Raw genomic sequence first — 20,878 nt, 5'->3', positions numbered from 1 at the left:
GCCGCACCAGCAGCCGTGGTCGCCGGGACGGCCGGGGCCGCGAGTGCGGCGCCGACCGCACCGGCCGTGACCGGTGTGCGGCGTCGGATCACCGCGGGGGCGTGACGATCGGCTTCCGTTGGGTGAGCCGCCAGTGGTTTCCGAACGGGTCGCGGAAGGCGGCGTCGATGCCGTAGAAGCGTTCCTCCGGCTCCTCGATGAACTCGACACCTCTGGCCCGCAGGTCCCGGTAGCTGGCCCAGCAGTCCTGCGTGGCGAACGCACCGACGCTCAGGTGCCCGGTCGCCACCAGCGACCGGAGCTGTTTCGCCACGTCACCGTCCACCACGGGCGGATTGGGCAGCACGAGCATCAGCGGCACCTCCGGCTGGGCCGGCGCGTGGACGACCATCCAGTGGAAACCGTCCTGTACCTGGTCGATGTCGATCTCGAAGCCGAGCTTCCCGACGTAGAAGTCGCGGGCCTCGTCCATGTCCAGGACGTTGACGCACACCAACGCCATACCGGTGATCACCAGGTGCTCCCTGTCGACGGATCGCTGACCGAGCCGGATCGCTGGCCGAGCCGGATCGCTGGCCGAGCCGCGTCGGCGGACGACTCAGCGGCCGGCGAAGGCGGCGACGACCGGCGCGAGGCTCTCGCCCGCCACATTATGGTCCTGGCCGGGCAGCACGTCGTGCCGGGCGCCCGGGATCGCTCCGGCCGTCTGTTCGGCGGCGGTCCGCAGGAACTCGGGACTCTCCGAGCCGGACAGGACGAGCGTGGGCACGGCGATCTCGGCGTAGCGGGCCGCCGGGATGGTGGTGTCGGCCAGGATGGCGGCGTCGTGGGCCAGGGTGGGAGCCAACCGGAGGCCGGCCTGCCAGTACGGCGACCGGCGGGCGCCGGCGATCACCTCCGGCGGGACGCCCACGTGCGTCATGAAGTGCGCCAGCGCGTCGCCCCGCCGGTCGGCCGCCAGCAGCTCCGCGAGCCGGTCGGCGTATTCCTTCGCCCGCCGTGGACCGTCGGGGTCGGTGCTGAACGGCGGTTCCCACATGACCAGCCGCTCGATGGGCAGCCCGCTGGCGGTCGCCTCGGCGGCCAGCGCGGCGCCCGAGGAGAACCCGAGGACGCCGGCGGTTCCGCCGGCCGCCGCCACGAGTGCCGCGATGTCCTCGACCTCCCGGGCGAGCGCGTACGGCGGCGTGTCGGCGCTGTCGCCGCGTCCCCGACGGTCGTAGTTGAGCACCGTGAAGTCCTTGGCCAACGCCTGGGCGACCGGCGCGTTGACGCCGCGATCGCAGGCCGCGCCGGCCACCAGGATCAGCGCCGGGCCCTCGCCCAGTTGGTCGTAGGCGAGCGTCGTACCGTCCGTTGACGTGATCCTCCGCATCGCGGCTCCCGTCCGTGCCGTCGCCGCGGCTCGTCCGCGGTCCTGGTCACGACGGTACGAATGCAGCGGATCCGCCGGCTTCTCGAAAACGACCCACTTGCCGCCGCCGGCCGTCAGTGGTGTGGACGGGTCCACATGCGGACGTAGCAGCCGGGCACCCTGGCCAGCGTCTCCTGGCCGTCGCGCCGCCGGTAGGCGGTGGGGCTCTCGCCGACGATGCGGCGGAACTGGGCACTGAACGATCCCAGGCTGGTGAAACCGACCGCGAGGCAGACCTCGGTGACCGACAGCTCCCCGGCGCGGAGCAGGGCCTTCGCGCGTTCCAGCCGCCGGCTCATCAGGTACTGGTACGGGGTCTGCCCGAAGGCGGCCTTGAAACTGCGGCTGAAGTAGGACGGCGAGACCGAGGCGCTGCGGGCCAGCGCACGGACGTCGAGCTGCTGGGCGTACGCGCGGTCGATCAGATCGCGCACCCGTAGCAGGTGTCTCGCCAACGGCGCGGCCGGACGGTTCACCGGTTCATTCTCACTCGCCGCTGGTGCAGGTCCGCCAACCGGTGGCCGGCCGACGGCATCCGCCGCGGCGGTTGCCGGCCGGCGGTGCTGATCGCACGGCGGTTGTAACTTGGGAAGCCCGCAGACAGACGAGGACGGTCATGACCGACACGGCAGGGCCCGGGACGGGCGAGACCCCGACCGCGCGGCAGAGGCGGGTGTGGGACAGGACCGCGCCCAGCTACGACAAGCAGATCACCTTCTTCGAGCGGGTCTGGTTCGCCGGCGGACGCGAATGGCTCGGTCAGCGCGCGCAGGGTCGGGTGCTCGAGGTCGCTATCGGCACCGGCCGGAACCTGCCCCACTACCGGCCCGACACCACCGTCACCGGGCTCGAACTGAGCCCGGCGATGCTGGCCATCGCGCGTGAGCGCGCCGCCGCTCTCGGCCGCGAGGTCGACCTGCGCGAAGGCGACGCCGAGCAGTTGCCCTTCGCCGGCTCGTCGTTCGACACGGTGGCGTGCGCGCTCTCGCTGTGCAGCATCCCCGACCCGGCCGCCGCGATCGCCGAGATGTACCGGGTCCTGGTGCCGGGCGGCACGCTGCTGCTGGTGGACCACATCGGTAGCAGCTGGCGGCCGATCCGCGCCGCCCAGTGGTTGCTGGAGCGGATCACGATCCGCGCGGCCGGGGAACACTTCACCCGCCGCCAGCTACCCCTGGTGGAGGCCGCCGGATTCGAGGTCGTGGCGACCGAACGGCTCAAGGCGGGCACGGTCGAGCGCATCCACGCCCGCAAACCGGCCGCCTCGCCGGCAGCCGGCTGAGCCGTACCCGGTCAGGCCCAGGTGATCCGCTGCCGCAGCAGCGACCGCTCCGCCGGGTTGACCGTCAGCTCCAACGCCCGCGCGTCGGCGGCGCGTGCCTGGTCGGCGTGGCCGAGCTCGCGCAGCAGTTCGGCGCGGGTGGCGTGCCACAGGTGGTAGCCGGACAGCGCTTCGGCGAGGTCGTCGACCTCGCTCAGCGCGGCCCGCGCCCCGGCGACGTATCGCAACGCGATCGCCCGGTGCAGCCTGGTGACCGGTGACGGCGCCAGGCCGTCGAGCATGGTGTACAGCAGCACGATCTGTGGCCAGTCGGTGTCGGCCCAGGTCGGTGCCTCGGCGTGCACGGCCACGATGGCGGCCTGCAACTGGTACGGGCCGGGCTGCCGGGCCGCGGCGGCCTTGGCGATCAGCCGGGCCGCGTCGGCGATGCCCTCCCGGTCCCACCGGCTGCGGTCCTGCTCGGGCAGCCGGACGATCTCGCCGGTGCTGGTGAAGCGGGCCGCGGCACGGGCCCGGTGCAGCCGGATCAGGGCCAGCAGGCCGAGGACCTCGGGCTCGGTGGGCATCAGACCGGCGAGCATCGCGGCGAGGAACTCGGCGTCGTCGGCCAGGTCCCGCGACTGCACGCGGTCGCCGGTGCTGGACAGGTAGCCCTCGTTGAACAGCAGGTAGACCACGGCCAGCACCTGGGCCAGCCGGGCACCGAGTTCGTCGGTGTCCGGGATCCGGTACGGGATCCCCGCGTCGGCGATCTTCCGCTTGGCGCGGGTGATCCGCTGCGCCACCGTGGTCTCCGGGATCAGGAACGCGCGGGCGATCTGGGCGGTGGTCAGGCCGCACACCACGCGCAGGGTGAGGGCGATCTGCGCGCTGCGCGGCAGCGCCGGGTGGCAGCAGGTGAAGATCAGCCGGAGCCGGTCGTCCGGCTCCGCCGCCGGCGGTGGCCACGCGGCCAGGACGAGCTTGTCCCGGTAGCGCGCGTGGCGGCGCAGCACGTCCAGGCCGCGCCGCCGGGCCACCGTGTAGAGCCAGCCCTCCGGGTTGGCCGGGATGCCCTCGGTCGGCCAGTGCCGCAGGGCCGCCTCGACCGCGTCGGCCACCAGATCCTCGGCGGCGGAGAAGTCCCCGATCAGCGACACCAGGGAGGCCGCGAGCCGGCCCGCGTGATCGCGTACCACGCGGGCCAGCTCGGTCTCGGCCGCAGCGGTCACCCGGCGACGGGCCGGATCTCGACCAGCGGGCAGGCCGGCCACGACCTGACCAGGCGCAGCGCCTCGTCGAGGTCGGCCACGTCGATCTCGGCGAACCCGGAGATGACCTCCTTGCCCTCCACGAACGGTCCGTCGGTGATCACCGGGTCGCCGCCCTCCAACCGGACCGTGGTGGCGGTGTGCGGCGGCATCAGGTGGGTGTGGCCTCTGATCTTGTCGGCGTTGTCGGCGAACCACTGCCGCACCCGCCCGTAGGCCCGTTCCCGTTCGGTCTCGTCCATGGCGGCCAGGTCGGCGGCGAACTGCTCGGTGTCGGCGAACATCAGCACGTACCTCATGTCGTTCACCTTCTCAGCCACGGCCCGGTAGCGGGCAGTACAGATCGACGCCGTTGCCGTCGGGATCGAGCACGGTGGCGTAGCGGTGACCCCAGAAGGCGTCCCACGGTTCCCGGGAGCCGGTGTATCCGGCGGCGACGAGTTCGGCATACGTGGCGTCGACCTCGGTCGGCGTGTCGAACTGGAACGCCAGGAAGATCGGCGGGCTGCCCGCGGCCCGGGTCCAGCCGGGGCGGGCCGTCGAGGTGAACTTCTCCTCGTCGAGCATGAGGTGCAGGCCGTTGGGCAGGTCGCACCCGGCGTGCTCGGCGTAGCTGGGATCGACCTGGAAGTCCAGGCCCAGGTGGCGGTAGAACGCGATCGACGCGGCGATGTCCGCCACGACGACGTCCAGGGTGTTCAGGACCGGTTTCATACGCTCGCTCCTTGATCGGTTGGCGCTTCCACCCCCTAGACGACCGGCGACCGGCCCGATACGACACCTGACCAAGATTCTTTCGGGCGCGCGCCGCCCGCTCGCCGGCACCACCGGTGATGATCATCACGAGCGGCGAACCCTACCCTCACCGGAGGGTAGGTTTGGCGCAGGTCGTCGAGGTGCGGCTACGGCCCCTGGCGGTCATCTCCCGGGCGACGGTGCCCGGAAACGGTCCGGAAACGTCCGACCGGTACTGAAGTGCACGACCACACCCTGCCGATACGGGCAGGGCGACGCGTGTGCGCTCGGCGCACACGCCCCGAACGGAAACGGCTGTATGTCTTCTGTGCTGTCCGCGGCCACCCGGCCGCGCCTGAACCGCCCGTCCTGGCTGTCGCCGAAGGTGTTCCGCACCGAGGTGCTCGCCGGCCTGGTCGTCGCCCTGGCGCTGATCCCCGAGGCGATCAGCTTCTCGATCCTCGCCGGCGTGGACCCCCGGGTCGGGCTGTTCGCCTCGTTCACCATGGCCGTGGTGATCGCCTTCTGCGGCGGCCGGCCGGCGATGATCTCCGCCGCCACGGGCGCGATCGCCCTGGTCGTCGCACCGCTGGCGAAGGAGCACGGGCTGGACTACCTGATCGCCGCGGTGATCCTCGGCGGGCTGTTCCAGGTGCTGCTGGCCGTGCTCGGGGTGGCGAAGTTGATGCGGTTCGTCCCGCGCAGCGTGATGGTCGGTTTCGTCAACGCCCTGGCCATCCTCATCTTCGCCGCGCAGGTGCCCCACCTGCTCGGGGTGCCGTGGCTGGTCTACCCGCTCGTCGCCCTCGCTCTGGCGATCATCGTCGGGCTGCCCCGGCTCACCAGGGTCGTCCCCGCTCCCCTGGTCGCGATCACCGTGCTGACCGTCATCACCGTGGGCGCCAGCATGAGCGTGCCCACCGTCGGCGACCAGGGCCGGCTGCCGGACAGCCTGCCGACCCTCGGCCTGCCGCAGATCCCCTGGACCGTCGACACCCTCGCCCTCATCGCCCCCTACGCCCTCGGGGTGGCACTCGTCGGCCTGATGGAGTCGCTGATGACCGCCAAGCTGGTCGACGACATCACCGACACCCACTCCGACAAGACCCGCGAGTCGTGGGGCCAGGGCGTGGCCAACATCGTCACCGGCTTCTTCGGCGGCATGGGCGGCTGCGCCATGATCGGCCAGACCATGATCAACGTCAAGGTGTCCGGCGCCCGCACCCGCCTGTCGACGTTCCTGGCCGGCGTGTTCCTGCTCATCCTGGTGGTCAGCCTCGGCGACGTCGTCGCCGCCATCCCGATGGCCGCCCTGGTGGCCGTGATGGTCATCGTGGCCGTGTCGACGTTCGACTGGCACTCGGTCGCCCCCGCCACGCTCAGGCGGATGCCGCTGGGCGAGACGCTGGTCATGGTCACCACCGTCGGCGCCGTGCTCGCCACCCACAACCTCGCGATCGGCGTGATCGTCGGCGTGCTCACCGCCATGGTGATCTTCGCCCGGCGGGTCGCCCACCTGGTCGAGGTCACCAGCGTCCTCGACCCCGACGGCGGCACCCGCATCTACTCGGTGCACGGTGAGCTCTTCTTCGCCTCCAGCAACGACCTCGTCTACCAGTTCGACTACGCCGACGACCCGGAGCACGTGGTCATCGACATGACCCACGCCCACGTGTGGGACGCCTCCTCCGTCGCCGCCCTCGACGCGGTCACCACCAGGTACGCCGCCCGCGGCAAGCGCGTCGAGATCGTCGAGCTGAACAAGCCCAGCGCCGCCATCCACGGCACCCTCGCCGGCACCCTGACCGGAGGCCACTGATGCCGGGTCGCGGCGACCGGTCCGCCCCCGCCACCGGGCGGCTCATGCAGATCGGAGAGGCCGCCGACCGGGTGGGCCTGAGCATCCGCACCATCCGGCACTACGAGGAGGTCGGGCTGATCGTCCCGTCGGCCCGCAGCGAGGGCGGCTTCCGCCTCTACACCGACACCGACCTGGACCGGCTCGTCGTGGTCAAGCGGATGAAGCCGCTCGGCTTCACCCTCGACGAGATGCGCGAGCTGCTCGGCCTCCTCGACGCGCTGTCCACCGCGGACGACGCCGAACGGCCGGCCCTGCGGGAGCGGCTCGGCATGTTCCACGCCGTCGCCGCCGCCCGGGTCGACGTGCTCCGCGAGCAGCTCACCACCGCCGAGGACTTCGCCGACACGCTGCGCCACCGGCTCGACCACCACCCGAGCTGACCGGGAGGCTGCTGCCGGCGTGGCCGCGCCGCTGGCCCCGCTCGCCGTCGGGTGACGGCACTGGGCGATCGCTGTTCGGCGGTCGACAACGCTGGACGTCCGGCGCGGGACGCCGGTCGGAGTCGACGGCGGAAGGTCCGCGGTCGGTCACCGCCACACGGTCACCTGGTCGGCCGCCAACGCCTTCTGCCCCTCGAACGACCGATACGCGTCCGGGTCACCGAGCCCGGGACGGCCGACGAGGTCACGGTACGAGAACCGGACGACGGTGCCCTCGACCGTGACCAGTTGCGGTGGCGCCGCCTCGACGACCTGACGGGTCAGCACCAGCAGCGAGTCGTCGGCCAGGTCGACGTCCCAGACCACGAAGGCGGCGTCGTCGACGACCCGCTCGACGGCGGCGGTGACGGTCAGCCGGGCGCCGATCTCGGCCCGGGCCAGGGTGCTCGACGGACTCGTGCTGGCCGTCCGCGGGGACGGCTGTGGCGCCGGGTCCCCGGTGCAGCCGGCGGAGGACAGGGCGGCCAGGATCAGTCCGGCGCTGATCGCCGCCCGGCGTACCCTGCCCTGGCCGGCCATGATGATTCACCTGCCCCCGGCGATGAGGTTCCTCTCACCAGGAATGCCCGGCGTCATGACGGCCCCCGCGCGGTGGCGTGACGGTCGCGTGACAAATCGACCGCCAGCCAGGACGGCGTCCGGAAACCTCAGTCCCCGGTGAGACCGGCAGCCTCGACGGTGGTGACGGGCGTGCCGAGTTCGACGGTACGGGAGACGGTGCAGAGCCGGTCGTGCGACTGCTGCAACGACCGGGGCAGCGCCTCGCGCGCCCGGTCGCCGTCCGGGCCCGCCGGGAACGTCACGGTGAACTCGACCCGGAGGTTCTCCATCCGGTTTCCGCCGGTCTCGTCCCGGATCTTGTCGCCGGTGACGTCGACGGAGAACTGGATCGGCTCGGCGCGCCGGCTGGTGATGTGGTCCACGTCGATCGCGGTGCAGCCGCCGATCGCCGCCAGCAGCAGCTCCACCGGCGTGAAGTCGCCGTCCTCCCCCGTACCCATCGGCAGCGATCCGCCGCGGACGTTCCGCACGACGTACTTCCCGACGCTGGTGCGCTCGATGTTCACCGAGCGGAAGGTGTCCTCACTCATGACCCGCACGCTACCCACGCCTGCTGGCCTCCGAGCCACCGGCCGGCCTGGCTGAGCGATCACCGCGTTCCGCCTGCTGGAGGCGGGCGCCTCGTGGTGTCAGGGCCGGCATCGGGGGTATCCGCGACGCAAGCTGGCCTGAGGCGAAACCCCGGGGCCGAGCGCTGACCGCCGACGCCGCGGCGCCGTCGACACGGCGTCGGGGCGTACGACGGGAAGCGGACGTGGGAGGTGACCGACGTGCAGCATCACGAACTAGTGGGCCAGGTCCAGGCGAGGGCGCGACTCGCCGACATCGGTGCGGCGACGTCCGCCATCCGGGCGACCCTGCAGACGCTCGGCGAGCGGGTGCCGGACGGACTGGCCGAGAACATCGCCGCTGAACTTCCTCGCGAGATCGGCGAATACCTGCGGCAGACGGCGAAGTCGCCCAGCGGCGGACTCCGGTTCGACCGGGAGGAGTTCGTGGGGCGGGTGGCCGATCGGGCGGGAATGGACCCGCCGCAGGCGGCGCAGGCCGCTCGGGTGGTGCTCGAAGTCGTCGGCGAGGCGACGCAGGGCCGCATCATGGAGCGCCTTCAGGCAGCACTTCCCACCGACATCCGGCAGTTGGTGCCCGCCGGGAAACCACCCGCCTGACCGTCCCCGCTCCGGCTCACCCTCGGGCGTCGGCTCTCACCGGTGCAGGCTGGCCCCCTTGACCACCTTGTCCACCGCGCTCCGCGGACCGTGCAGCGCCAACCCGACCAGGTCGAGCTTCTCCCGGGGCACCGCCCGTACGGCTGCCCGGTTGTCCCGGTCGTTGCCGGTGCCGAAGAGCTCCTGGGTGAAGATCGAGATGCGCAGGCCGCGAGTGAGCGCACGCCCGTGCGCGCTGGCCAACGTGGCCCGATCCCCGGCGAACACCAGCACCGGCTGGCGGAACATGGGCAGGTAGCGGGTGCCGTCCGCGTCGAGGTACTCCTCGCCGAGCAGGTCCGGCGCGGCGCCGGCGACGCCGCTGACCAGGAAGGCGGTGACGTTCAGCCGTTGCCAGGCCGCGAGGTCGTCCCGGATCAGAACGGCAATCTTGGTGTCGAAGCGGATCGGCTCACTCATGGCTTCGAGGCTGCCCGCCCGGGAAGAGCCCCGTCTTGTACGTTCTTAGCATGGCCAGTCGGCCGGCGGGTTCGCACGTCAGCGCCTGGCGACCGGCGGTGCCCGGGATCGCCGAAGTGTTCCACGCGCACTTCGTCGACCACGCGTACCCGGCGCACACGCACGACGTGTGGACGCTGCTGATCGTCGATGACGGCGCGATCCGCTTCGACCTCGACCGGCATCGGCACGGCGCCCTGCGGCCGTCGGTCACCCTCCTACCGCCACACGTGCCGCACGACGGCCGCTCCGCCACGCGGCACGGCTTCCGCAAGCGGGTCCTCTACCTCGACCCGTCGGTCCTCGACGCGGCGGCGACCGGCGCGGCCGTCGATCGGCCGAACCTGCCCGACCGGCAGCTACGTCGGCGGATCCACCAGCTCCATCAGGCGCTCGCCCGGCCCGGCGACGGGTTCGAGGCGGACAGCCGCCTAGCGCTCATCCTGGAACGGCTCAACCTGCACCTACGCCGGCACATCCCGACCGGGGATCAGCCGGCCGCCCACGTCCTCGCCGTACGGCTGCGCGAGCTGCTGGACGCCCGGACCGCCGAGGGCGTCACCCTGCGCGAGGCCGCCGGGCTGCTGCACGCTCACCCCACCCACCTGGTCCGGGCGTTCACCCGGACGTACGGGCTGCCGCCGCACTCGTACCTGACCAGCCGCCGCATCGAGCTGGCGCGCCGGCTGCTGCTCGCCGGCCGGCGCCCCGCCGAGGTCGCCGCCGAGGCCGGGTTCCACGACCAGTCGCACCTGACCCGGCACTTCAAGCGCCACCTCGGGGTCAGCCCGGCCCGATACGGGAGCCTTCCCGCGACCGGGCGCGCCGTTGTCGACGACCGGCGGTGGCGGTACTCCTGATCTCCCGGGCCCCGCTCCTCCCAGCTGCTCGTCCAGGAGGGAGGGTGGCCGCTTGTTCCGCGGACCTACCGTGAAGCGCAGTGCCGGCGGACGGTGGGTGGCGGCATGCAGATCATCGAGCACAGCATCATCGGGACCCGGTCTGCGGTGTTGCGCCTCCGGCGCCCCGGCAGCCAGTTGGAGTTCGTGCTGTTCCCCATGCTCCATGTCGCGAGCCCGGAGTTCTACGCGGCGGTGACGCAGCGGCTGCGGCGGTGCGACCTGCTCGTCGTCGAGGGCGTCCGGGGGCGCTCGGTCCTCGCCTGGGCCATCACGCTCACCTACCGGGTCATGCCGGCGAACAAGCGTTCCGGGCTGGTGGTCGACAACATCGCCTACCGGTCGCTCGGCGTGGAGGTGGTCAACCCGGACGTGACGACGGCGGAGTTCACCCAGGGCTGGCGGGCGATGCCGCTGCGATACCGGTTACAGCTCTGGTGCCTCCTGCCGATCGTGGCCGTCGCCCAGTTCTTCGGTGGCACGCGACGGCTGCTTTCGCCGGAGGTCGAGCTGAACGACCTGCCCAGCGCGCGGGACGAGATGTACCAGGACAGCGAATTCGCCGATCACTTCGAGCGCACGTTCGCCGGCGACCGGGACGAGCGCCTGCTCGCCGCGCTCTCCGAGCTGGTCCGTACCCGCTCGTCGGAGCGGATCGACGTCGCGGTCGTCTACGGCGCCGGTCACGTGCCGGCGATCGTCCGGGGACTCGTAGACCGGCACGGCTACCGCCCCCGGACCGCCGAGTGGCTCACCGTGCTGGACGCGTGAGCAGCCTCGCCACCTGCCGTCGACGGCAAGGCCGGCTCGGGGCACCGGCCGCCGCCGCCGGTCAGTTCGTCACACCCTTCGGGCAAGCTGCCTGCCACTGACTGATGCCGGTGCGGCATCGGCCTGGCAAGACCTGGAGGAAGTCATGGTGGTCACCGCCGATGATCTCGACGCGGCGTTGTCGACTGTCGTTGCCAGCCTGCGACCAGCGACCGCGCTCGAGTGGTCCGCGCGGGCCGGCAGTCTGGAGTGGGACTGCTGGCACACCGCCGAGCACCTCGGCGACTGCCTGATCTCGTTCGCCGGTCAGCTCCTGGCCCGACCGGAGAAGCGGTTCGTGCGCTTCATGGCGAACGCCGACCAGGACGCCTCGCCGGCAGAGGTACTGGAGTTCGCCGAGGTGGGCGGCCGCCTGCTGGCAGCCACCGTACGCATGTCCGGGCCGGACGCCCGGGCCTACCACCCCAGCGGTCAGGCCGATCCGGCGGGCTTCGCCGCGATGGGGTGCGTGGAAGCGCTGCTGCACGGTGACGACATCGCGCAGGGCCTCGGCCTCGCTGTCGATCCACCGCGGGACGTGTGCACCCGGGTGCTCGCTCGGCTGTTTCCGGAGGCGGCGCAGGAACTGGCCAGCGTGGACCCATGGGCGGCACTGAAGTGGTCCACCGGCCGCATCGAGTTGCCGGGGCGCGCCCGGCTGACGGAGTGGCACTGGCGCGCGGCCCCGCTGGGCGAATGACCTGTTCGGGGCGTGGCCCGGGTGCGGGCCGCCTGCGCCGCCGGTGGGGTACGCCGGCGGCGCACGCGGCCCCGACGGGCAGCGGCCAGCGTCCGTGACCGCTCGCCCGCGTCCGCCGACTTTCAGCGCCTCGACGTCGTGGTCGCTGGAGCCACCTCGAGGATCTCGGCCACCAGCGGCAGGGTGGTGACGCCCTCGCTGCCCAGGAAGTGGCCGGCGCCCCGGACGAGATGGGTACCTGCCCGTAGCCGGTCGGCCAGGGCCACCGAGGCGCTCGGCGGAACGATGGCGTCATCGTCGGAATGGATCACGTGGCGGTGCCGGATGTTCGGCGCGACAGCGGCGACGTCCACGTCGTCGGCGAGGAAGGTGTCCAGGACGGGGAGCACCTCGAGTCTGCCGGTGAAGCCCGCGACGAAGACCGCACCGCCCAGGGACCACGGGGCGGGCAGTTCGGCGAGGCGCCGCAGCACGGTGATCGCGCCCAGGCTGTGCGCGACGATCCAGGTCTCGTCGTCGACCCGGTCCACCGCGGTGCTGACAGCCTTGTGCCAATCGGTCGCGGAGGGCGCCTCGGGCTCGGGGAGCCGGACCACCGTGACCTCGACGCCGTGGGCGGTGAGCAGGTCGTGTAGCCACGGGAACCAGTGGTCGTCGGGCGTCGCCCCGTAGCCGTGGACGATGAAAACCCGCCGGACGGGAAGATCAGACGTTCTGGGTGGGGTTGAGGTATGCACAGCGAGACCGTAAGGGCTCACGTCGGCGTCAAGGTCAAGATGGGAGAGGTGGAATGCGCATCGGGCAACTGTCCGCGATGACCGGGGTCAGTAGGCGAGCGCTCCGTTACTACGAGGAACAGGGGCTGCTCGTCGCGAGGCGTAGCGCCAACGGGTATCGGGAGTACGCCGACGACGCCCCGCTGGTCGTGCAACAGATCACCGCGCTGCTGGACGCTGGACTGAACTCGGACGCGATCCGCCGCTTCCTTCCCTGCGCTCGTGGCCCCCGACCGGAGTTCGAGATGTGCGACGAACTCCGCGCCCATCTGCAACGGCGCAGGGAGGAGCTGAGCAACCAGTTGCACCGACTGTCCGAACAGGTCGGCAAGCTTGCGGCGCACCTGGAGTGAGGCAGCATGACCTGTCTCGGCACCGATGCGGTGTCGACCGCTCACCAACGCCGCAACGCGGCGGCCAGCTGGGCCAGGGCGATGTGGGCGGCGTCGAAGATGGCCAGCTTCCGTGGGAAGTTGTGGTTGAGCCCCTGGTACCGGGCAGCGGTGACAGGGACGCCGGCCGCCAGCAGCCGGGCGGCGTACCGTTCCCCCTCGGCGGCCAACAGGTCGAGCTCGGCGGTGATCAGCACGGCGGGCGGCAGGCCGGCGAGATCGGCTTGCAGCGGGTTCAGATCCGGCTGGGTCCGGTCCACCCCGGGTGGGGCGTACGCGGTCCAGAAGAACCGCATCTCCTCCCGGTCCAGGCCGTACTCGTCCAGCGCGGGATAGTCGGCGGCGGGGTCGAGGACCGGGCAGATGAGGATCTGTCCCGCGAGGTGGATCCCGGCATCGCGGGCGCGGCGGGCGGTCACCGCCGCGAGGTGCCCGCCCACCGAGTCACCGGCCACCGCCGTCCGGCCCGGGTCCAGGCCGTACCGAGCCGCCCCGGGCCCACGTAGCCAGGCGAGTGCTCGCGCCATGTCGTCGACCGCGGCCGGGTGGGGATGCTCCGGGGCGAGCCGGTAGTCGACGGAGAGCACCGCCCAGCCGGACGCCGCCGCCAGGTGCCGGCACAGCCCGTCGTGGGTGTCCAGGTTGCCCATCACCCATCCCCCGCCGTGCGCGTACAGGACCACCGGCAGCGCGCCGGAATCGCTGTCGCGGTAGAGGCGGGCGGGGACTCCGCCGGCGTCGACGGTGACCACGGACCGGATCCGCGGTCCGCCGCCCACCTCGTCCGGGGTCGCCTGGATCATGCTGAGCCGCGCCGCCGGCAGGGTCGCCCGGGCGAGCGGGACACGCTGCTGGACGTGCATCGCCGCCCGCGCCTGCGGGTGCAGCCGGTCGGGGTCCACCGGATCATTATCGCTGCTCGGCCGAGGTCGACGGTGCCGACACGGGCGGTGCCGGCTTGGCGCGCCGGCGGTTACCGTGTGGACCGTGGAGGAGCTGCTACCGGCACTGCCGGAGGACTGGGAGCGCTGCCTCGCGGTGGCCGCCCACCCTGACGACATCGAGTACGGCGCGGCCTCGGCGATCGCCCGCTGGACGGCGCAGGACAAGCAGGTCACCTACCTGCTGGCCACCCGGGGTGAGGCGGGCATCGACGCGATGCACCCGGACCAGGCCGGGCCGCTGCGCGAGGAGGAGCAACGCGCCGCGGCCCGGGAGGTCGGCGTGGACGTCGTGGAGTTCCTCGACCACCGCGACGGGGTCGTCGAGTACGGTCCGGAGCTGCGCCGCGACATCGTGCGCGCGATCCGCCGGCACCGGCCCGAGGTCATCGTCTCGGGCGCGTTCAGCATCCGGATGGTGGGCGGCATGACCAACCAGGCCGACCACCGGGCGGTGGGACTGGCCACGCTGGACGCCGCCCGCGACGCGGGCAACCGGTGGATCTTCCCGGAGCTGGTGGACGAGGGGCTGCCACCCTGGGGCGGCGTACGCTACGTCTGCTTCGCCGGCGCCGAGCGCCCCACGCACGGCGTGGACGTCACCGGCGAGCCGTTGCAGCGGGGTATCGCCTCGCTGGCCGCGCACGCCGAGTACACCAGGGGTCTGGGCGTCGCCGGCCCGGAACCCGGGCCGTTCCTGACCTGGGCGGCGCGGCAGGGTGGGCCGGCGCTGGGCGTCGAGGCGGCGGTCCTGTTCGACGTGCACGCGCTCACCTTCGAGGGTCCGCCACCCTGGCTCTGAGCCCGGCCGGTCCGCGGCGGGATGTCGGGCAGACCCGTCCGACCTCCCGCCGCGGAGCGCTCGGACCTCAGCTCACCGCCTGCTGCACGAGCGCGGCGATCCGGGCCTCGCTGTCGGCGGTCAGCTCGGTCAGCGCGAAGTAGGTCGGCCACATGACGCCCTCGTCGAGGTTCGCCTCGTCGCTGAAGCCGAGCACCGCGTAGCGCGTCTTGAACTTGGCAGCGCTCTGAAAGAAGCAGACCACCTTGCCGTTGCGGGCGTACGCGGGCATGCCGTACCACAGCTTGGCGGTGAGACCCGGCGCGCTGGCCTTGATCACGGTGTGCAGGCGCTCGGCGATCACCCGGTCGGACTCCGCCATCTCGGCGATCTTGGCGAGCACGTCGGTCTCCGGGTCGGCCTTGGCGCCCCGCCGTGCGGCGCTCTTCAGCTCCTTGGCGCGCTCCTTCATCGCGCTGCGCTCGTCGTCGGTGAACCCGTCGTACTTGTTGGCGGTGGCGGTGGCGGTGGTGGTCTTGGCCCTGGTCGACATCGCGGCTTCCTCTTTCTGGTAAGTGGCTTCGGGCGGTGCTGGTCGGTGGAGCCCCCACTCCACCGGGTTCATGGATCTGTTCGGCGGGTGATCAGATCACCACGTGCCCGCCTGCTGGCGGGTCGGCGCGTTGAGCCGGTTGAAGGCGTTGGTCATGGCGATGGTGAGCAGCAGCGCGGCCAGTTCCTTCTGGTCGAAGTACGTGGCGGCCACGTCCCACACCTGGTCCGGCACCGGGTCCGACCGGTCGGCGAGCCGGGTCACGGCCTCGGTCAGGGCCAGCGCGGCCCGCTCCTCGTCGCTGAACCACGGCGTCTCCCGCCAGGCGGCGACGGCGTGCACCTGGTCGGCGCTCGCGCCGGCCTGGCGCGCCTGGTGGACGCCCCCGGCGACACAGGGGGCGCAGCCGTTGATCTGGCTGGCCCGCAGGTGGCTCAGGGCCAGCAGCTTGCCGTCCACCCCCACGCCGGCGACGGCCCGGTTGACCGCCATCAGGGCCTCCATCGCCTCGGGGACCAGAACCGCCGGGTTCGGCATGCGCTCGGTCGACATCGCTTCTCCTTCGTCGTCGGTGTCGCTGACGGAAGTCATCTGATCAGGGGTGGGCCGGGCTCCGCGCCGTCCGTGGGACACCGTGGGACACGCAGAAGCCGGTTGAGCAGCACAGACAGGTCGCAGATCCGGCGTCGTGGGCCGGGACGGTACGGTGTTGCGCGTGTCCAGCCCCCAGGAGCGACTGGTGGCTCAGCTCGCCGGGATCAAGGAGCTGAGCGCGCTCAGCCTGCGTGCCCTCGCCCGCCAGGCGGGGCTGAGCAGCTCGTCGCTGTCGCGGTACCTGACCGGTCAGCTCGTGCCGCCGTGGGAGGCCGTGGTGGCGCTTTGCCGGGCCGTGGGCCGCGATCCCCGGCCCCTGCGCGCGGTGTGGGCCGAGGCGTCCAGGGCCGGCGCGGCGCCCGCTCCGCGCCGCAACGACCTGCCGGCCGACCTGTTCGACTTCACCGGCCGGGAAGCTGAGTCCGCGCTGGTCGAGGAGCTGCTGCGCACGACTGCCGCGGTCGCTGTCGACGGCATGGCGGGCGTCGGAAAGACCAGCCTGGCCGTGCACGTGGCCCACCGGCTCGCCGCGACGTATCCGGACGGCGGGCTCTACCTCGACCTGCACGGCTTCACCCCGGGCCAGGAGCCGCTGGATCCGCAGACCGCGCTGGGCCGGCTGCTGGCCGCCCTGGAGGTGACGCATCCGCCGGCCGGCGTCGCCGAACGCGCGGCGCTGTGGCGGTCGGAGCTGTCCCGTCGGCGGGTGCTCGTCGTGCTCGACAACGCGGTCGACGCGGAACAGGTGCGCCCGCTGCTGCCCGGGGCCGGGAAGTCCGCGGTCCTGGTCACCAGCCGCCACCGGCTGGTCAGCCTGGACGGGGTGCCGCCGGTGTCGCTGGAGCCGCTGACCGACGACGACGCGGCGCATCTGTTCGGCCGGGCGGCCGGGCTCACGCTGACCGAAGAGGATGCGGTCGGCCAGGTGCTGGCGCAGTGCGGCGGGCTTCCGCTGGCGCTGCGGATGGCCGGCGCGCGACTTCGCCACCGGCCGGGCTGGACCGTGGCGGTGCTGGCCGAGCGGCTGAGCGACACCGCCAACCGCTTCGACTCGGTGTTCGGGATGTCGCTGCGGCAGCTCGACGCGGTCCAGCGCCGCGTGTTCCGGCTGCTGGGCGTCCTGCCGGGGGCCGACTTCGACGCGTCGGCGGTGGGGGCGCTCACCGACCTGCCGCCCGGCCGGGTCGGCGCGGCACTGGACGAGCTGGTCGACGCCCACCTGGTCCAGGAGCCTTCGCCCGGGCGGTACCGGATGCACGACCTGATCCGGCAGTACGCGGCGGACCTCGCCGCCGACGAGGAGCCACAGGCCGACGCGGCCGTGCGCCGGGTCCTGCGGCACTACCTGACGCTGGCCGTCACGTACGAGCAGACGCTGCCCTCGCCGCACCGCCCGCGACCCGCGCCGGGAGATCCGGCGAAGGCGATGGCCTGGTTCGACGTCGAGTACGCCAACCTGGTGGCCTGCTTCGACGCCGCTGTGCGGCTCGGTGTGGACGAGGTGGCGGCCGACCTGCCGCAGGCGATGCGGGTCTGGTTCTTCCGGCATCGCGGCACCGACGACCAGGTACGCCTGCTCGACGGGGCCGCGGCCGCCGCGGCGCGGCTCGGCCGCGACCAGCAGCGGGCGGCGCTGCTCGCCGACCTCGGCTACGCCCGGGCCGCCGCCGGACGCCTCACCGAGGCGCTGTCCGCCTACGAGTACAGAGCGTTTCCAGGCGGGTTGATCAGCCGCCGGGCGATTGGCTGGCGGCCGGACCGGCCGCCGTCGGTGAGGAACCGGTCGAGCAGGTCGCGTGCTCGACGGCGAGGCCGGCGGAGGCCACCGCCACGGCCGGCGGGCCGGCCAGGAGCAGCCCGATGGCACCGGCGGCGACGAGGCGGTGGCGGGCCCGGGGTCGGGTCGGCGGGGCGAGCATCCGCCGTACCCGGTCGGCGGCGCCGGCCGCCCCGAGAGCGTGCCGAGGAGTGCGGTCGGCGAGTTGAACGATGGCGGTGGCCACGGCGTGCCGGCCGTGCCGCTCGCTCGCCCGGTCGTCGGCCAGGTGCTCCACCAGCCGGCGGATCTCCGTCTCGGCCGCATCGGCCATCGGCAGCCCCGGCAGGGCGCGACGGAACGCGACGGCGAGGGCGACGAGGACATGGTGTCGGCCGCGCAGGTGGGCCCGCTCGTGCCGCAGCACGGCGGCGAACTCGGCCTCGGTGAGCGCGTCGAGCGCGGCGCTGGTGACGACGACCTGCCCCGGGCGGCCGGGCAGGCAGTAGACCACGGGCGCGGCGTGCTCGACGACCGTCCAACCCGCACCGACGTCCTGCCTGGCCAGCGGTAGGAGTGCGGCGCGGTGGCGACGACGCCAGCGCCGGGCGGTGGTGAACGTGACGACCAGCGCGGCCAGTAGGCGGGCGGCGAGGACCGAGGTGGCGACCAGTCCGACCACGGCGAGCGTCGCGTTGGGCGCGCCGAGGTCCGCCAACGCCTGCTTGCAGGCCGCGACGATGCCGGCCAGGCCCGCGGCGAGCGCGGCCGGCGGTACGGCGACGAGCAGCCCGGCGGCGAGGACGGCGCCGGCGACGGAGAGTTCCGCGCCGAGCCAGAGCCACACCGCGAGCCGTGGTTGGGACGCCAACCACGGTGCGGTGAGGACGGGGCGGGCGAGGGTCACCACCGCGGCCGCCCAGCCCAGCAGTGCCAGGCTGGTCATGAGTCGGTGTCTCCGCGCCGCTGAAGCAGCTCGCGCAGGGCGGCGGCTTCCTCGGCCGTCATGGCGTCGACGAACCGGGCCAGTGCGGCCTGCTGGTCGGCGGCCGAGGAGAGCGCCTCCGCCATGAGCCGTCCGACGTGCTCCTCCCGGCTGGTCCTCGGACGGTAGCGGTAGGCGCGGCCGGCGAGGTCGCGCTCCGCCCAGCCCTTGCGGTGCAGGTTGTCCAGGACGGTCATCACCGTGGTGTAGGCGAGGCCGCGGTCCGCCATCGCGTCGACCATCTGCCGCACGGTGAGCGGACCCGGCGCCTCCCACAACGCGTTCATCACCGCGGATTCGAGTGGACCCAGCGGGCGGTCGTTGCCCGGGTCCGTCCGTCGAGGTCGGCTCACCGGTCGACCCTACCGGCGGCGGTCGGCACCGACATGGCCGGAGCCGGGCAGGCCCGCTCGGCGGCGAGCCGACGCCGCAGGGCCCAGGCGAGCAGGACGACGGAGGCCACGGCGAGTACGGGCTGCGCCGGGGCGAACCAGCTCATCGCGCCGCTGTAGCCGAGCGCGACCAGGACGATCTTGTTGCAGGCGGGACAGCCGACCGCGAACAGGGACAGGGTCGCCCCAAGCACGCCGGTCCGCGGCTCCCCACGGCCCGCCGCTGCCTCGCCGGTTCCAGCGCGGGCCGCGACGTAGGTGGCCAGCAGCAGCCCGGACAGCGCGGCGGTCACCACCAGCACCGGCCAGGCCCACCAGGTGACGGCCACGTCGCGGCTGAAGTACGGGGTGTCGATCAGGTCGGTGGGCACGGCGATCACCACCGTCGTCGTCACGGCGCCGGCGACCGCTGCCACCCACCGTCGCGCCGGCCAGGCCGCCGGGCCGGCGGTGACGGTCGTCCCGGCCACTCCGGTCCGGGCCGGTGGGGTGGCATCGGTGTCCGGCGTGCGGGCAGCACGCCGGCGCAGCAGCAGCACGGTGACCGCGGCCGCTCCCGCGACAAGGAGGACCAGTTCATCCGGTACGCCGCCGACGGTCACGGTGACCCACTCCTGCGCGGCGCCCTCGATGTCGGTCAGGCCGAAGCCGCCGGCCAGCGCCGCCGTGCCGTCGAAGGCCAGGAAGAGCACGCCGAGGGCGACGAAGAGCAGACCGGAGACGGTCGAGGTGGTGTGCAGGCGCAGCCGACCGAGCGAGAACTGACGGCCGCGCAGCCAGCGCCGCTGGCCGATGCGCCAGCGGTCCCAGACCAGGGCGAGCAGCAGCAGGGGCGCGGTCATGCCCAGGGCGTACACGGCCAGCAGGGCGCCGCCGGTAGCGGGTCGCGTCGAGGTGGCGGCGACGGTGAGGATCCCGCCGAGGATCGGGCCGGAGCAGAATCCGGCGAGCCCGTAGACCGCGCCGAGGGCGAGCACCGACAGCGGGGACTCGCCGGTGATGCGGCCCATCAACCGTTGCGCCGGCCCGAAGGCGAAGCCCTTGCCGGCCAGTTGCATCACGCCGAGGGCGATGATCGACCAGCCGGCGACCAGGATGAGCGTGTCGCGGTGCTGGAAGAAGGCGCCGGCCACGACGGAGGAGCCGGCGCCGAGGGGTACGAGGACCGCCGCCAGGCCGAGGTAGAACATCCCGGTCCGGGCCAGCAGTTGTCGCGGGTGCTGGAAGGCGTACGCGAAGAAGGCGGGTAGCAGCATGGCGCTGCACGGGCTGAGCAGGGCGAGGACTCCGCCCAGCAGGGCGGCGAGGTAGCCGATGTCGCTCATTTCGCCCCTTCCAGTTGCTCGTCGATGGCCTGCTTGAAGGCCTCGTACGGCTGGGCGCCGATGACGGGGGTGTCGCCGACGATGAACGCCGGAGTGCCGGTGAGGCCCATCGAGGTCGCCTCCTGCTGGTCGCGCAGGACGGCGGCCCGGGTTGCGGTGGAACCGCGATCGGCGTCGAACCTGGTGAGGTTCAGCCCGATCCGTGTGGCGATGTCACGCAGCGCGCCCTCGTCGAGGGAACCGCTGTTCACCCGGCGCTCCTTGGCGTACACGGCGCTGTGGAACTCCCAGAACTTCCCCTGCGCGGCGGCGGCGCGGCCGGCGGCGGCCGCGTCGGTCGACTCCGCGCCGAGGTAGGGCAGGTCGCGCCATTCGATGCGGACCAGGCCCTTGTCGACGTACTCCCGGACCAGCTTCGGTTCGGTCTCCCGGGCGTGCCGCCCGCAGAACGGGCACTGGAAGTCGGCGTACTCGATGATCACGATCGGGGCGTCCGGCTCGCCGAGGGCGAGCGGGTCGCCGGGTGTCCGGCGGGCAAGAGCGGCGAAGGGATTCTCCTCCTGACCACCGCCCGATCCGGCGGCCGCGGCTCCGTCGGCGGGGGCGGCCGGCTGGTCGGCGGGCCGGGCGAGGATCGCCAGCACGGCGACGATCGCGATGACCACCACCGGGGCCAGCCAGCCGGCCGCGCGGCGGATCGGGGCCGTCCGGCGGTCACTCCTGCGCGACGGCTTCGTCGTACCTGGCACGTCTCCTCCATCCAC

At 72.9% G+C, this 20,878-nt stretch carries 26 protein-coding genes and 1 pseudogene; 10 read left to right on the top strand and 17 right to left on the bottom strand.

Annotated elements, in window-relative coordinates:
• Positions 1 to 88: 88 nt before the first annotated feature.
• The 3 genes from GA0070609_RS07955 to GA0070609_RS07945 all read right to left on the bottom strand — a co-directional run bounded on the left by GA0070609_RS07955 (position 89) and on the right by GA0070609_RS07945 (position 1,890).
• A complete protein-coding gene (locus tag GA0070609_RS07955) occupies positions 89 to 514 on the bottom strand; it encodes a VOC family protein (RefSeq protein WP_088993217.1) in 426 nt (141 codons plus the stop codon).
• An 84-nt stretch (positions 515 to 598) separates the two neighbouring features.
• Positions 599 to 1,375: an alpha/beta fold hydrolase gene (locus GA0070609_RS07950; protein WP_088993216.1), complete on the bottom strand. Its 777-nt coding sequence runs from the start codon at positions 1,373 to 1,375 to the stop codon at positions 599 to 601.
• Positions 1,376 to 1,488: 113 nt separating this feature from the next.
• A complete protein-coding gene (locus GA0070609_RS07945; protein WP_088993215.1) occupies positions 1,489 to 1,890 on the bottom strand; it encodes a helix-turn-helix domain-containing protein in 402 nt (133 codons plus the stop codon).
• Between the two features lie 23 nt (positions 1,891 to 1,913).
• On the opposite strand from GA0070609_RS07945, the gene GA0070609_RS07940 reads away from it, so the two are divergent.
• Positions 1,914 to 2,696 (top strand): class I SAM-dependent methyltransferase, encoded by a 783-nt coding sequence (locus tag GA0070609_RS07940; RefSeq protein WP_231928577.1) that lies wholly within the window; start codon positions 1,914 to 1,916, stop codon positions 2,694 to 2,696.
• A gap of 11 nt (positions 2,697 to 2,707) precedes the next feature.
• On the opposite strand, the gene GA0070609_RS07935 is transcribed toward GA0070609_RS07940, so the two are convergent.
• Genes GA0070609_RS07935 through GA0070609_RS07925 form a run of 3 tightly spaced genes read right to left on the bottom strand, consistent with a single transcriptional unit; the run spans position 2,708 to position 4,660 of the window.
• Complete coding sequence (locus GA0070609_RS07935) at positions 2,708 to 3,907, bottom strand: RNA polymerase sigma factor (RefSeq protein WP_088993213.1); 1,200 nt, start codon at positions 3,905 to 3,907, stop codon at positions 2,708 to 2,710.
• Complete coding sequence (locus GA0070609_RS07930) at positions 3,904 to 4,245, bottom strand: YciI family protein (RefSeq protein WP_088997564.1); 342 nt, start codon at positions 4,243 to 4,245, stop codon at positions 3,904 to 3,906. The genes GA0070609_RS07935 and GA0070609_RS07930 overlap by 4 nt, the downstream gene beginning before the upstream one ends.
• Before the next feature lie 13 nt (positions 4,246 to 4,258).
• A complete protein-coding gene (locus GA0070609_RS07925; protein ID WP_088993212.1) occupies positions 4,259 to 4,660 on the bottom strand; it encodes a VOC family protein in 402 nt (133 codons plus the stop codon).
• Positions 4,661 to 5,000: 340 nt separating this feature from the next.
• On the opposite strand from GA0070609_RS07925, the gene GA0070609_RS07920 reads away from it, so the two are divergent.
• Positions 5,001 to 6,500 (top strand): SulP family inorganic anion transporter, encoded by a 1,500-nt coding sequence (locus tag GA0070609_RS07920; RefSeq protein WP_088993211.1) that lies wholly within the window; start codon positions 5,001 to 5,003, stop codon positions 6,498 to 6,500.
• A complete protein-coding gene (locus GA0070609_RS07915; protein ID WP_088993210.1) occupies positions 6,500 to 6,922 on the top strand; it encodes a MerR family transcriptional regulator in 423 nt (140 codons plus the stop codon). Before GA0070609_RS07920 ends, GA0070609_RS07915 begins: the two co-directional genes overlap by 1 nt.
• Before the next feature lie 147 nt (positions 6,923 to 7,069).
• Here GA0070609_RS07915 and GA0070609_RS07910 read toward each other — a convergent pair whose 3' ends face one another.
• Positions 7,070 to 7,501 carry a hypothetical protein gene (locus GA0070609_RS07910; protein ID WP_088993209.1) on the bottom strand — a complete coding sequence of 144 codons (432 nt, stop codon included), beginning with the start codon at positions 7,499 to 7,501 and terminating at the stop codon, positions 7,070 to 7,072.
• 128 nt (positions 7,502 to 7,629) lie between these two features.
• On the bottom strand, positions 7,630 to 8,073 hold the full coding sequence (locus GA0070609_RS07905; protein ID WP_088993208.1) for an OsmC family protein: 444 nt from the start codon (positions 8,071 to 8,073) through the stop codon (positions 7,630 to 7,632).
• Between the two features lie 231 nt (positions 8,074 to 8,304).
• On the opposite strand from GA0070609_RS07905, the gene GA0070609_RS07900 reads away from it, so the two are divergent.
• Complete coding sequence (locus GA0070609_RS07900) at positions 8,305 to 8,712, top strand: DUF2267 domain-containing protein (RefSeq protein WP_197700229.1); 408 nt, start codon at positions 8,305 to 8,307, stop codon at positions 8,710 to 8,712.
• Positions 8,713 to 8,748: 36 nt separating this feature from the next.
• On the opposite strand, the gene GA0070609_RS07895 is transcribed toward GA0070609_RS07900, so the two are convergent.
• Entirely contained in the window at positions 8,749 to 9,171 is a 423-nt protein-coding gene (locus GA0070609_RS07895; RefSeq protein WP_088993207.1) for a DUF2000 domain-containing protein, read from the bottom strand.
• Positions 9,172 to 9,221: 50 nt separating this feature from the next.
• Here GA0070609_RS07895 and GA0070609_RS07890 point away from each other — a divergent pair, with 50 nt between their 5' ends.
• The 3 genes from GA0070609_RS07890 to GA0070609_RS07880 all read left to right on the top strand — a co-directional run bounded on the left by GA0070609_RS07890 (position 9,222) and on the right by GA0070609_RS07880 (position 11,619).
• Positions 9,222 to 10,070 carry a helix-turn-helix transcriptional regulator gene (locus GA0070609_RS07890; RefSeq protein ID WP_088993206.1) on the top strand — a complete coding sequence of 283 codons (849 nt, stop codon included), beginning with the start codon at positions 9,222 to 9,224 and terminating at the stop codon, positions 10,068 to 10,070.
• Between the two features lie 105 nt (positions 10,071 to 10,175).
• Positions 10,176 to 10,880, top strand: a complete 705-nt coding sequence (locus GA0070609_RS07885; RefSeq protein ID WP_088997562.1) for a hypothetical protein — start codon at positions 10,176 to 10,178, stop codon at positions 10,878 to 10,880.
• Between the two features lie 145 nt (positions 10,881 to 11,025).
• Entirely contained in the window at positions 11,026 to 11,619 is a 594-nt protein-coding gene (locus tag GA0070609_RS07880) for a maleylpyruvate isomerase mycothiol-dependent enzyme family protein (RefSeq protein WP_088993205.1), read from the top strand.
• Positions 11,620 to 11,741: 122 nt separating this feature from the next.
• Here GA0070609_RS07880 and GA0070609_RS07875 read toward each other — a convergent pair whose 3' ends face one another.
• A complete protein-coding gene (locus tag GA0070609_RS07875; protein WP_088993204.1) occupies positions 11,742 to 12,356 on the bottom strand; it encodes an RBBP9/YdeN family alpha/beta hydrolase in 615 nt (204 codons plus the stop codon).
• Positions 12,357 to 12,409: 53 nt separating this feature from the next.
• Here GA0070609_RS07875 and GA0070609_RS07870 point away from each other — a divergent pair, with 53 nt between their 5' ends.
• Positions 12,410 to 12,748, top strand: coding sequence for a MerR family transcriptional regulator (locus GA0070609_RS07870; protein ID WP_088993203.1), 339 nt, complete (start codon positions 12,410 to 12,412; stop codon positions 12,746 to 12,748).
• Between the two features lie 41 nt (positions 12,749 to 12,789).
• Here the strand turns inward: GA0070609_RS07870 and GA0070609_RS07865 are convergent, their stop codons facing one another.
• Complete coding sequence (locus GA0070609_RS07865) at positions 12,790 to 13,689, bottom strand: alpha/beta hydrolase (protein ID WP_231928576.1); 900 nt, start codon at positions 13,687 to 13,689, stop codon at positions 12,790 to 12,792.
• An 85-nt stretch (positions 13,690 to 13,774) separates the two neighbouring features.
• On the opposite strand from GA0070609_RS07865, the gene GA0070609_RS34820 reads away from it, so the two are divergent.
• Positions 13,775 to 14,530, top strand: a complete 756-nt coding sequence (locus tag GA0070609_RS34820) for a PIG-L deacetylase family protein (protein WP_088997560.1) — start codon at positions 13,775 to 13,777, stop codon at positions 14,528 to 14,530.
• A gap of 67 nt (positions 14,531 to 14,597) precedes the next feature.
• On the opposite strand, the gene GA0070609_RS07855 is transcribed toward GA0070609_RS34820, so the two are convergent.
• Both GA0070609_RS07855 and GA0070609_RS07850 read right to left on the bottom strand, forming a co-directional pair.
• Complete coding sequence (locus GA0070609_RS07855; RefSeq protein WP_088993202.1) at positions 14,598 to 15,062, bottom strand: iron chaperone; 465 nt, start codon at positions 15,060 to 15,062, stop codon at positions 14,598 to 14,600.
• A gap of 96 nt (positions 15,063 to 15,158) precedes the next feature.
• Positions 15,159 to 15,614, bottom strand: a complete 456-nt coding sequence (locus GA0070609_RS07850; protein ID WP_088993201.1) for a carboxymuconolactone decarboxylase family protein — start codon at positions 15,612 to 15,614, stop codon at positions 15,159 to 15,161.
• Positions 15,615 to 15,750: 136 nt separating this feature from the next.
• Here GA0070609_RS07850 and GA0070609_RS34170 point away from each other — a divergent pair.
• Positions 15,751 to 16,587 (top strand): annotated as a pseudogene (locus GA0070609_RS34170) (helix-turn-helix domain-containing protein); the annotation flags it as partial.
• Positions 16,588 to 17,383: 796 nt separating this feature from the next.
• On the opposite strand, the gene GA0070609_RS07840 reads toward GA0070609_RS34170, so the two are convergent.
• From GA0070609_RS07840 to GA0070609_RS07825, 4 genes are read right to left on the bottom strand one after another with little or no spacing between them, the layout of a single operon-like run.
• The gene (locus GA0070609_RS07840) at positions 17,384 to 18,358 is read right to left on the bottom strand and encodes a M56 family metallopeptidase (RefSeq protein ID WP_088993200.1); all 975 of its coding nucleotides are present in this window, start codon (positions 18,356 to 18,358) and stop codon (positions 17,384 to 17,386) included.
• Positions 18,355 to 18,750: a BlaI/MecI/CopY family transcriptional regulator gene (locus tag GA0070609_RS07835; RefSeq protein WP_088993199.1), complete on the bottom strand. Its 396-nt coding sequence runs from the start codon at positions 18,748 to 18,750 to the stop codon at positions 18,355 to 18,357. The genes GA0070609_RS07840 and GA0070609_RS07835 overlap by 4 nt, the downstream gene beginning before the upstream one ends.
• Entirely contained in the window at positions 18,747 to 20,114 is a 1,368-nt protein-coding gene (locus GA0070609_RS33810) for a cytochrome c biogenesis CcdA family protein (RefSeq protein WP_088993198.1), read from the bottom strand. Before GA0070609_RS33810 ends, GA0070609_RS07835 begins: the two co-directional genes overlap by 4 nt.
• The gene (locus GA0070609_RS07825) at positions 20,111 to 20,863 is read right to left on the bottom strand and encodes a DsbA family protein (protein ID WP_088993197.1); all 753 of its coding nucleotides are present in this window, start codon (positions 20,861 to 20,863) and stop codon (positions 20,111 to 20,113) included. The genes GA0070609_RS33810 and GA0070609_RS07825 overlap by 4 nt, the downstream gene beginning before the upstream one ends.
• Positions 20,864 to 20,878: the final 15 nt, after the last annotated feature.

The sequence above is a fragment of the Micromonospora echinaurantiaca genome, assembly GCF_900090235.1.
Classification (GTDB): Bacteria; Actinomycetota; Actinomycetes; order Mycobacteriales; family Micromonosporaceae; genus Micromonospora; species Micromonospora echinaurantiaca.
The sequence above is the reverse complement of the archived record's forward strand: the minus strand, read 5'-3'. Positions and strand labels throughout refer to the sequence as shown.

Bases quoted from the DNA above. Each gene is read 5' to 3' on its own strand.
- GA0070609_RS07885 (WP_088997562.1), top strand. From the start codon at position 10,176: ATGCAGATCATCGAGCACAGCATCATCGGGACCCGGTCTGCGGTGTTG.
- GA0070609_RS07920 (WP_088993211.1), top strand. From the start codon at position 5,001: ATGTCTTCTGTGCTGTCCGCGGCCACCCGGCCGCGCCTGAACCGCCCG.
- GA0070609_RS07890 (WP_088993206.1), top strand. From the start codon at position 9,222: ATGGCCAGTCGGCCGGCGGGTTCGCACGTCAGCGCCTGGCGACCGGCG.
- GA0070609_RS07895 (WP_088993207.1), bottom strand. From the start codon at position 9,171: ATGAGTGAGCCGATCCGCTTCGACACCAAGATTGCCGTTCTGATCCGG.
- GA0070609_RS07910 (WP_088993209.1), bottom strand. From the start codon at position 7,501: ATGGCCGGCCAGGGCAGGGTACGCCGGGCGGCGATCAGCGCCGGACTG.
- GA0070609_RS07930 (WP_088997564.1), bottom strand. From the start codon at position 4,245: ATGAGGTACGTGCTGATGTTCGCCGACACCGAGCAGTTCGCCGCCGAC.
- GA0070609_RS07950 (WP_088993216.1), bottom strand. From the start codon at position 1,375: ATGCGGAGGATCACGTCAACGGACGGTACGACGCTCGCCTACGACCAA.
- GA0070609_RS07840 (WP_088993200.1), bottom strand. From the start codon at position 18,358: ATGACCAGCCTGGCACTGCTGGGCTGGGCGGCCGCGGTGGTGACCCTC.
- GA0070609_RS07915 (WP_088993210.1), top strand. From the start codon at position 6,500: ATGCCGGGTCGCGGCGACCGGTCCGCCCCCGCCACCGGGCGGCTCATG.
- GA0070609_RS07905 (WP_088993208.1), bottom strand. From the start codon at position 8,073: ATGAGTGAGGACACCTTCCGCTCGGTGAACATCGAGCGCACCAGCGTC.
- GA0070609_RS07925 (WP_088993212.1), bottom strand. From the start codon at position 4,660: ATGAAACCGGTCCTGAACACCCTGGACGTCGTCGTGGCGGACATCGCC.
- GA0070609_RS07880 (WP_088993205.1), top strand. From the start codon at position 11,026: ATGGTGGTCACCGCCGATGATCTCGACGCGGCGTTGTCGACTGTCGTT.
- GA0070609_RS07850 (WP_088993201.1), bottom strand. From the start codon at position 15,614: ATGTCGACCGAGCGCATGCCGAACCCGGCGGTTCTGGTCCCCGAGGCG.
- GA0070609_RS07855 (WP_088993202.1), bottom strand. From the start codon at position 15,062: ATGTCGACCAGGGCCAAGACCACCACCGCCACCGCCACCGCCAACAAG.
- GA0070609_RS07870 (WP_088993203.1), top strand. From the start codon at position 12,410: ATGCGCATCGGGCAACTGTCCGCGATGACCGGGGTCAGTAGGCGAGCG.
- GA0070609_RS33810 (WP_088993198.1), bottom strand. From the start codon at position 20,114: ATGAGCGACATCGGCTACCTCGCCGCCCTGCTGGGCGGAGTCCTCGCC.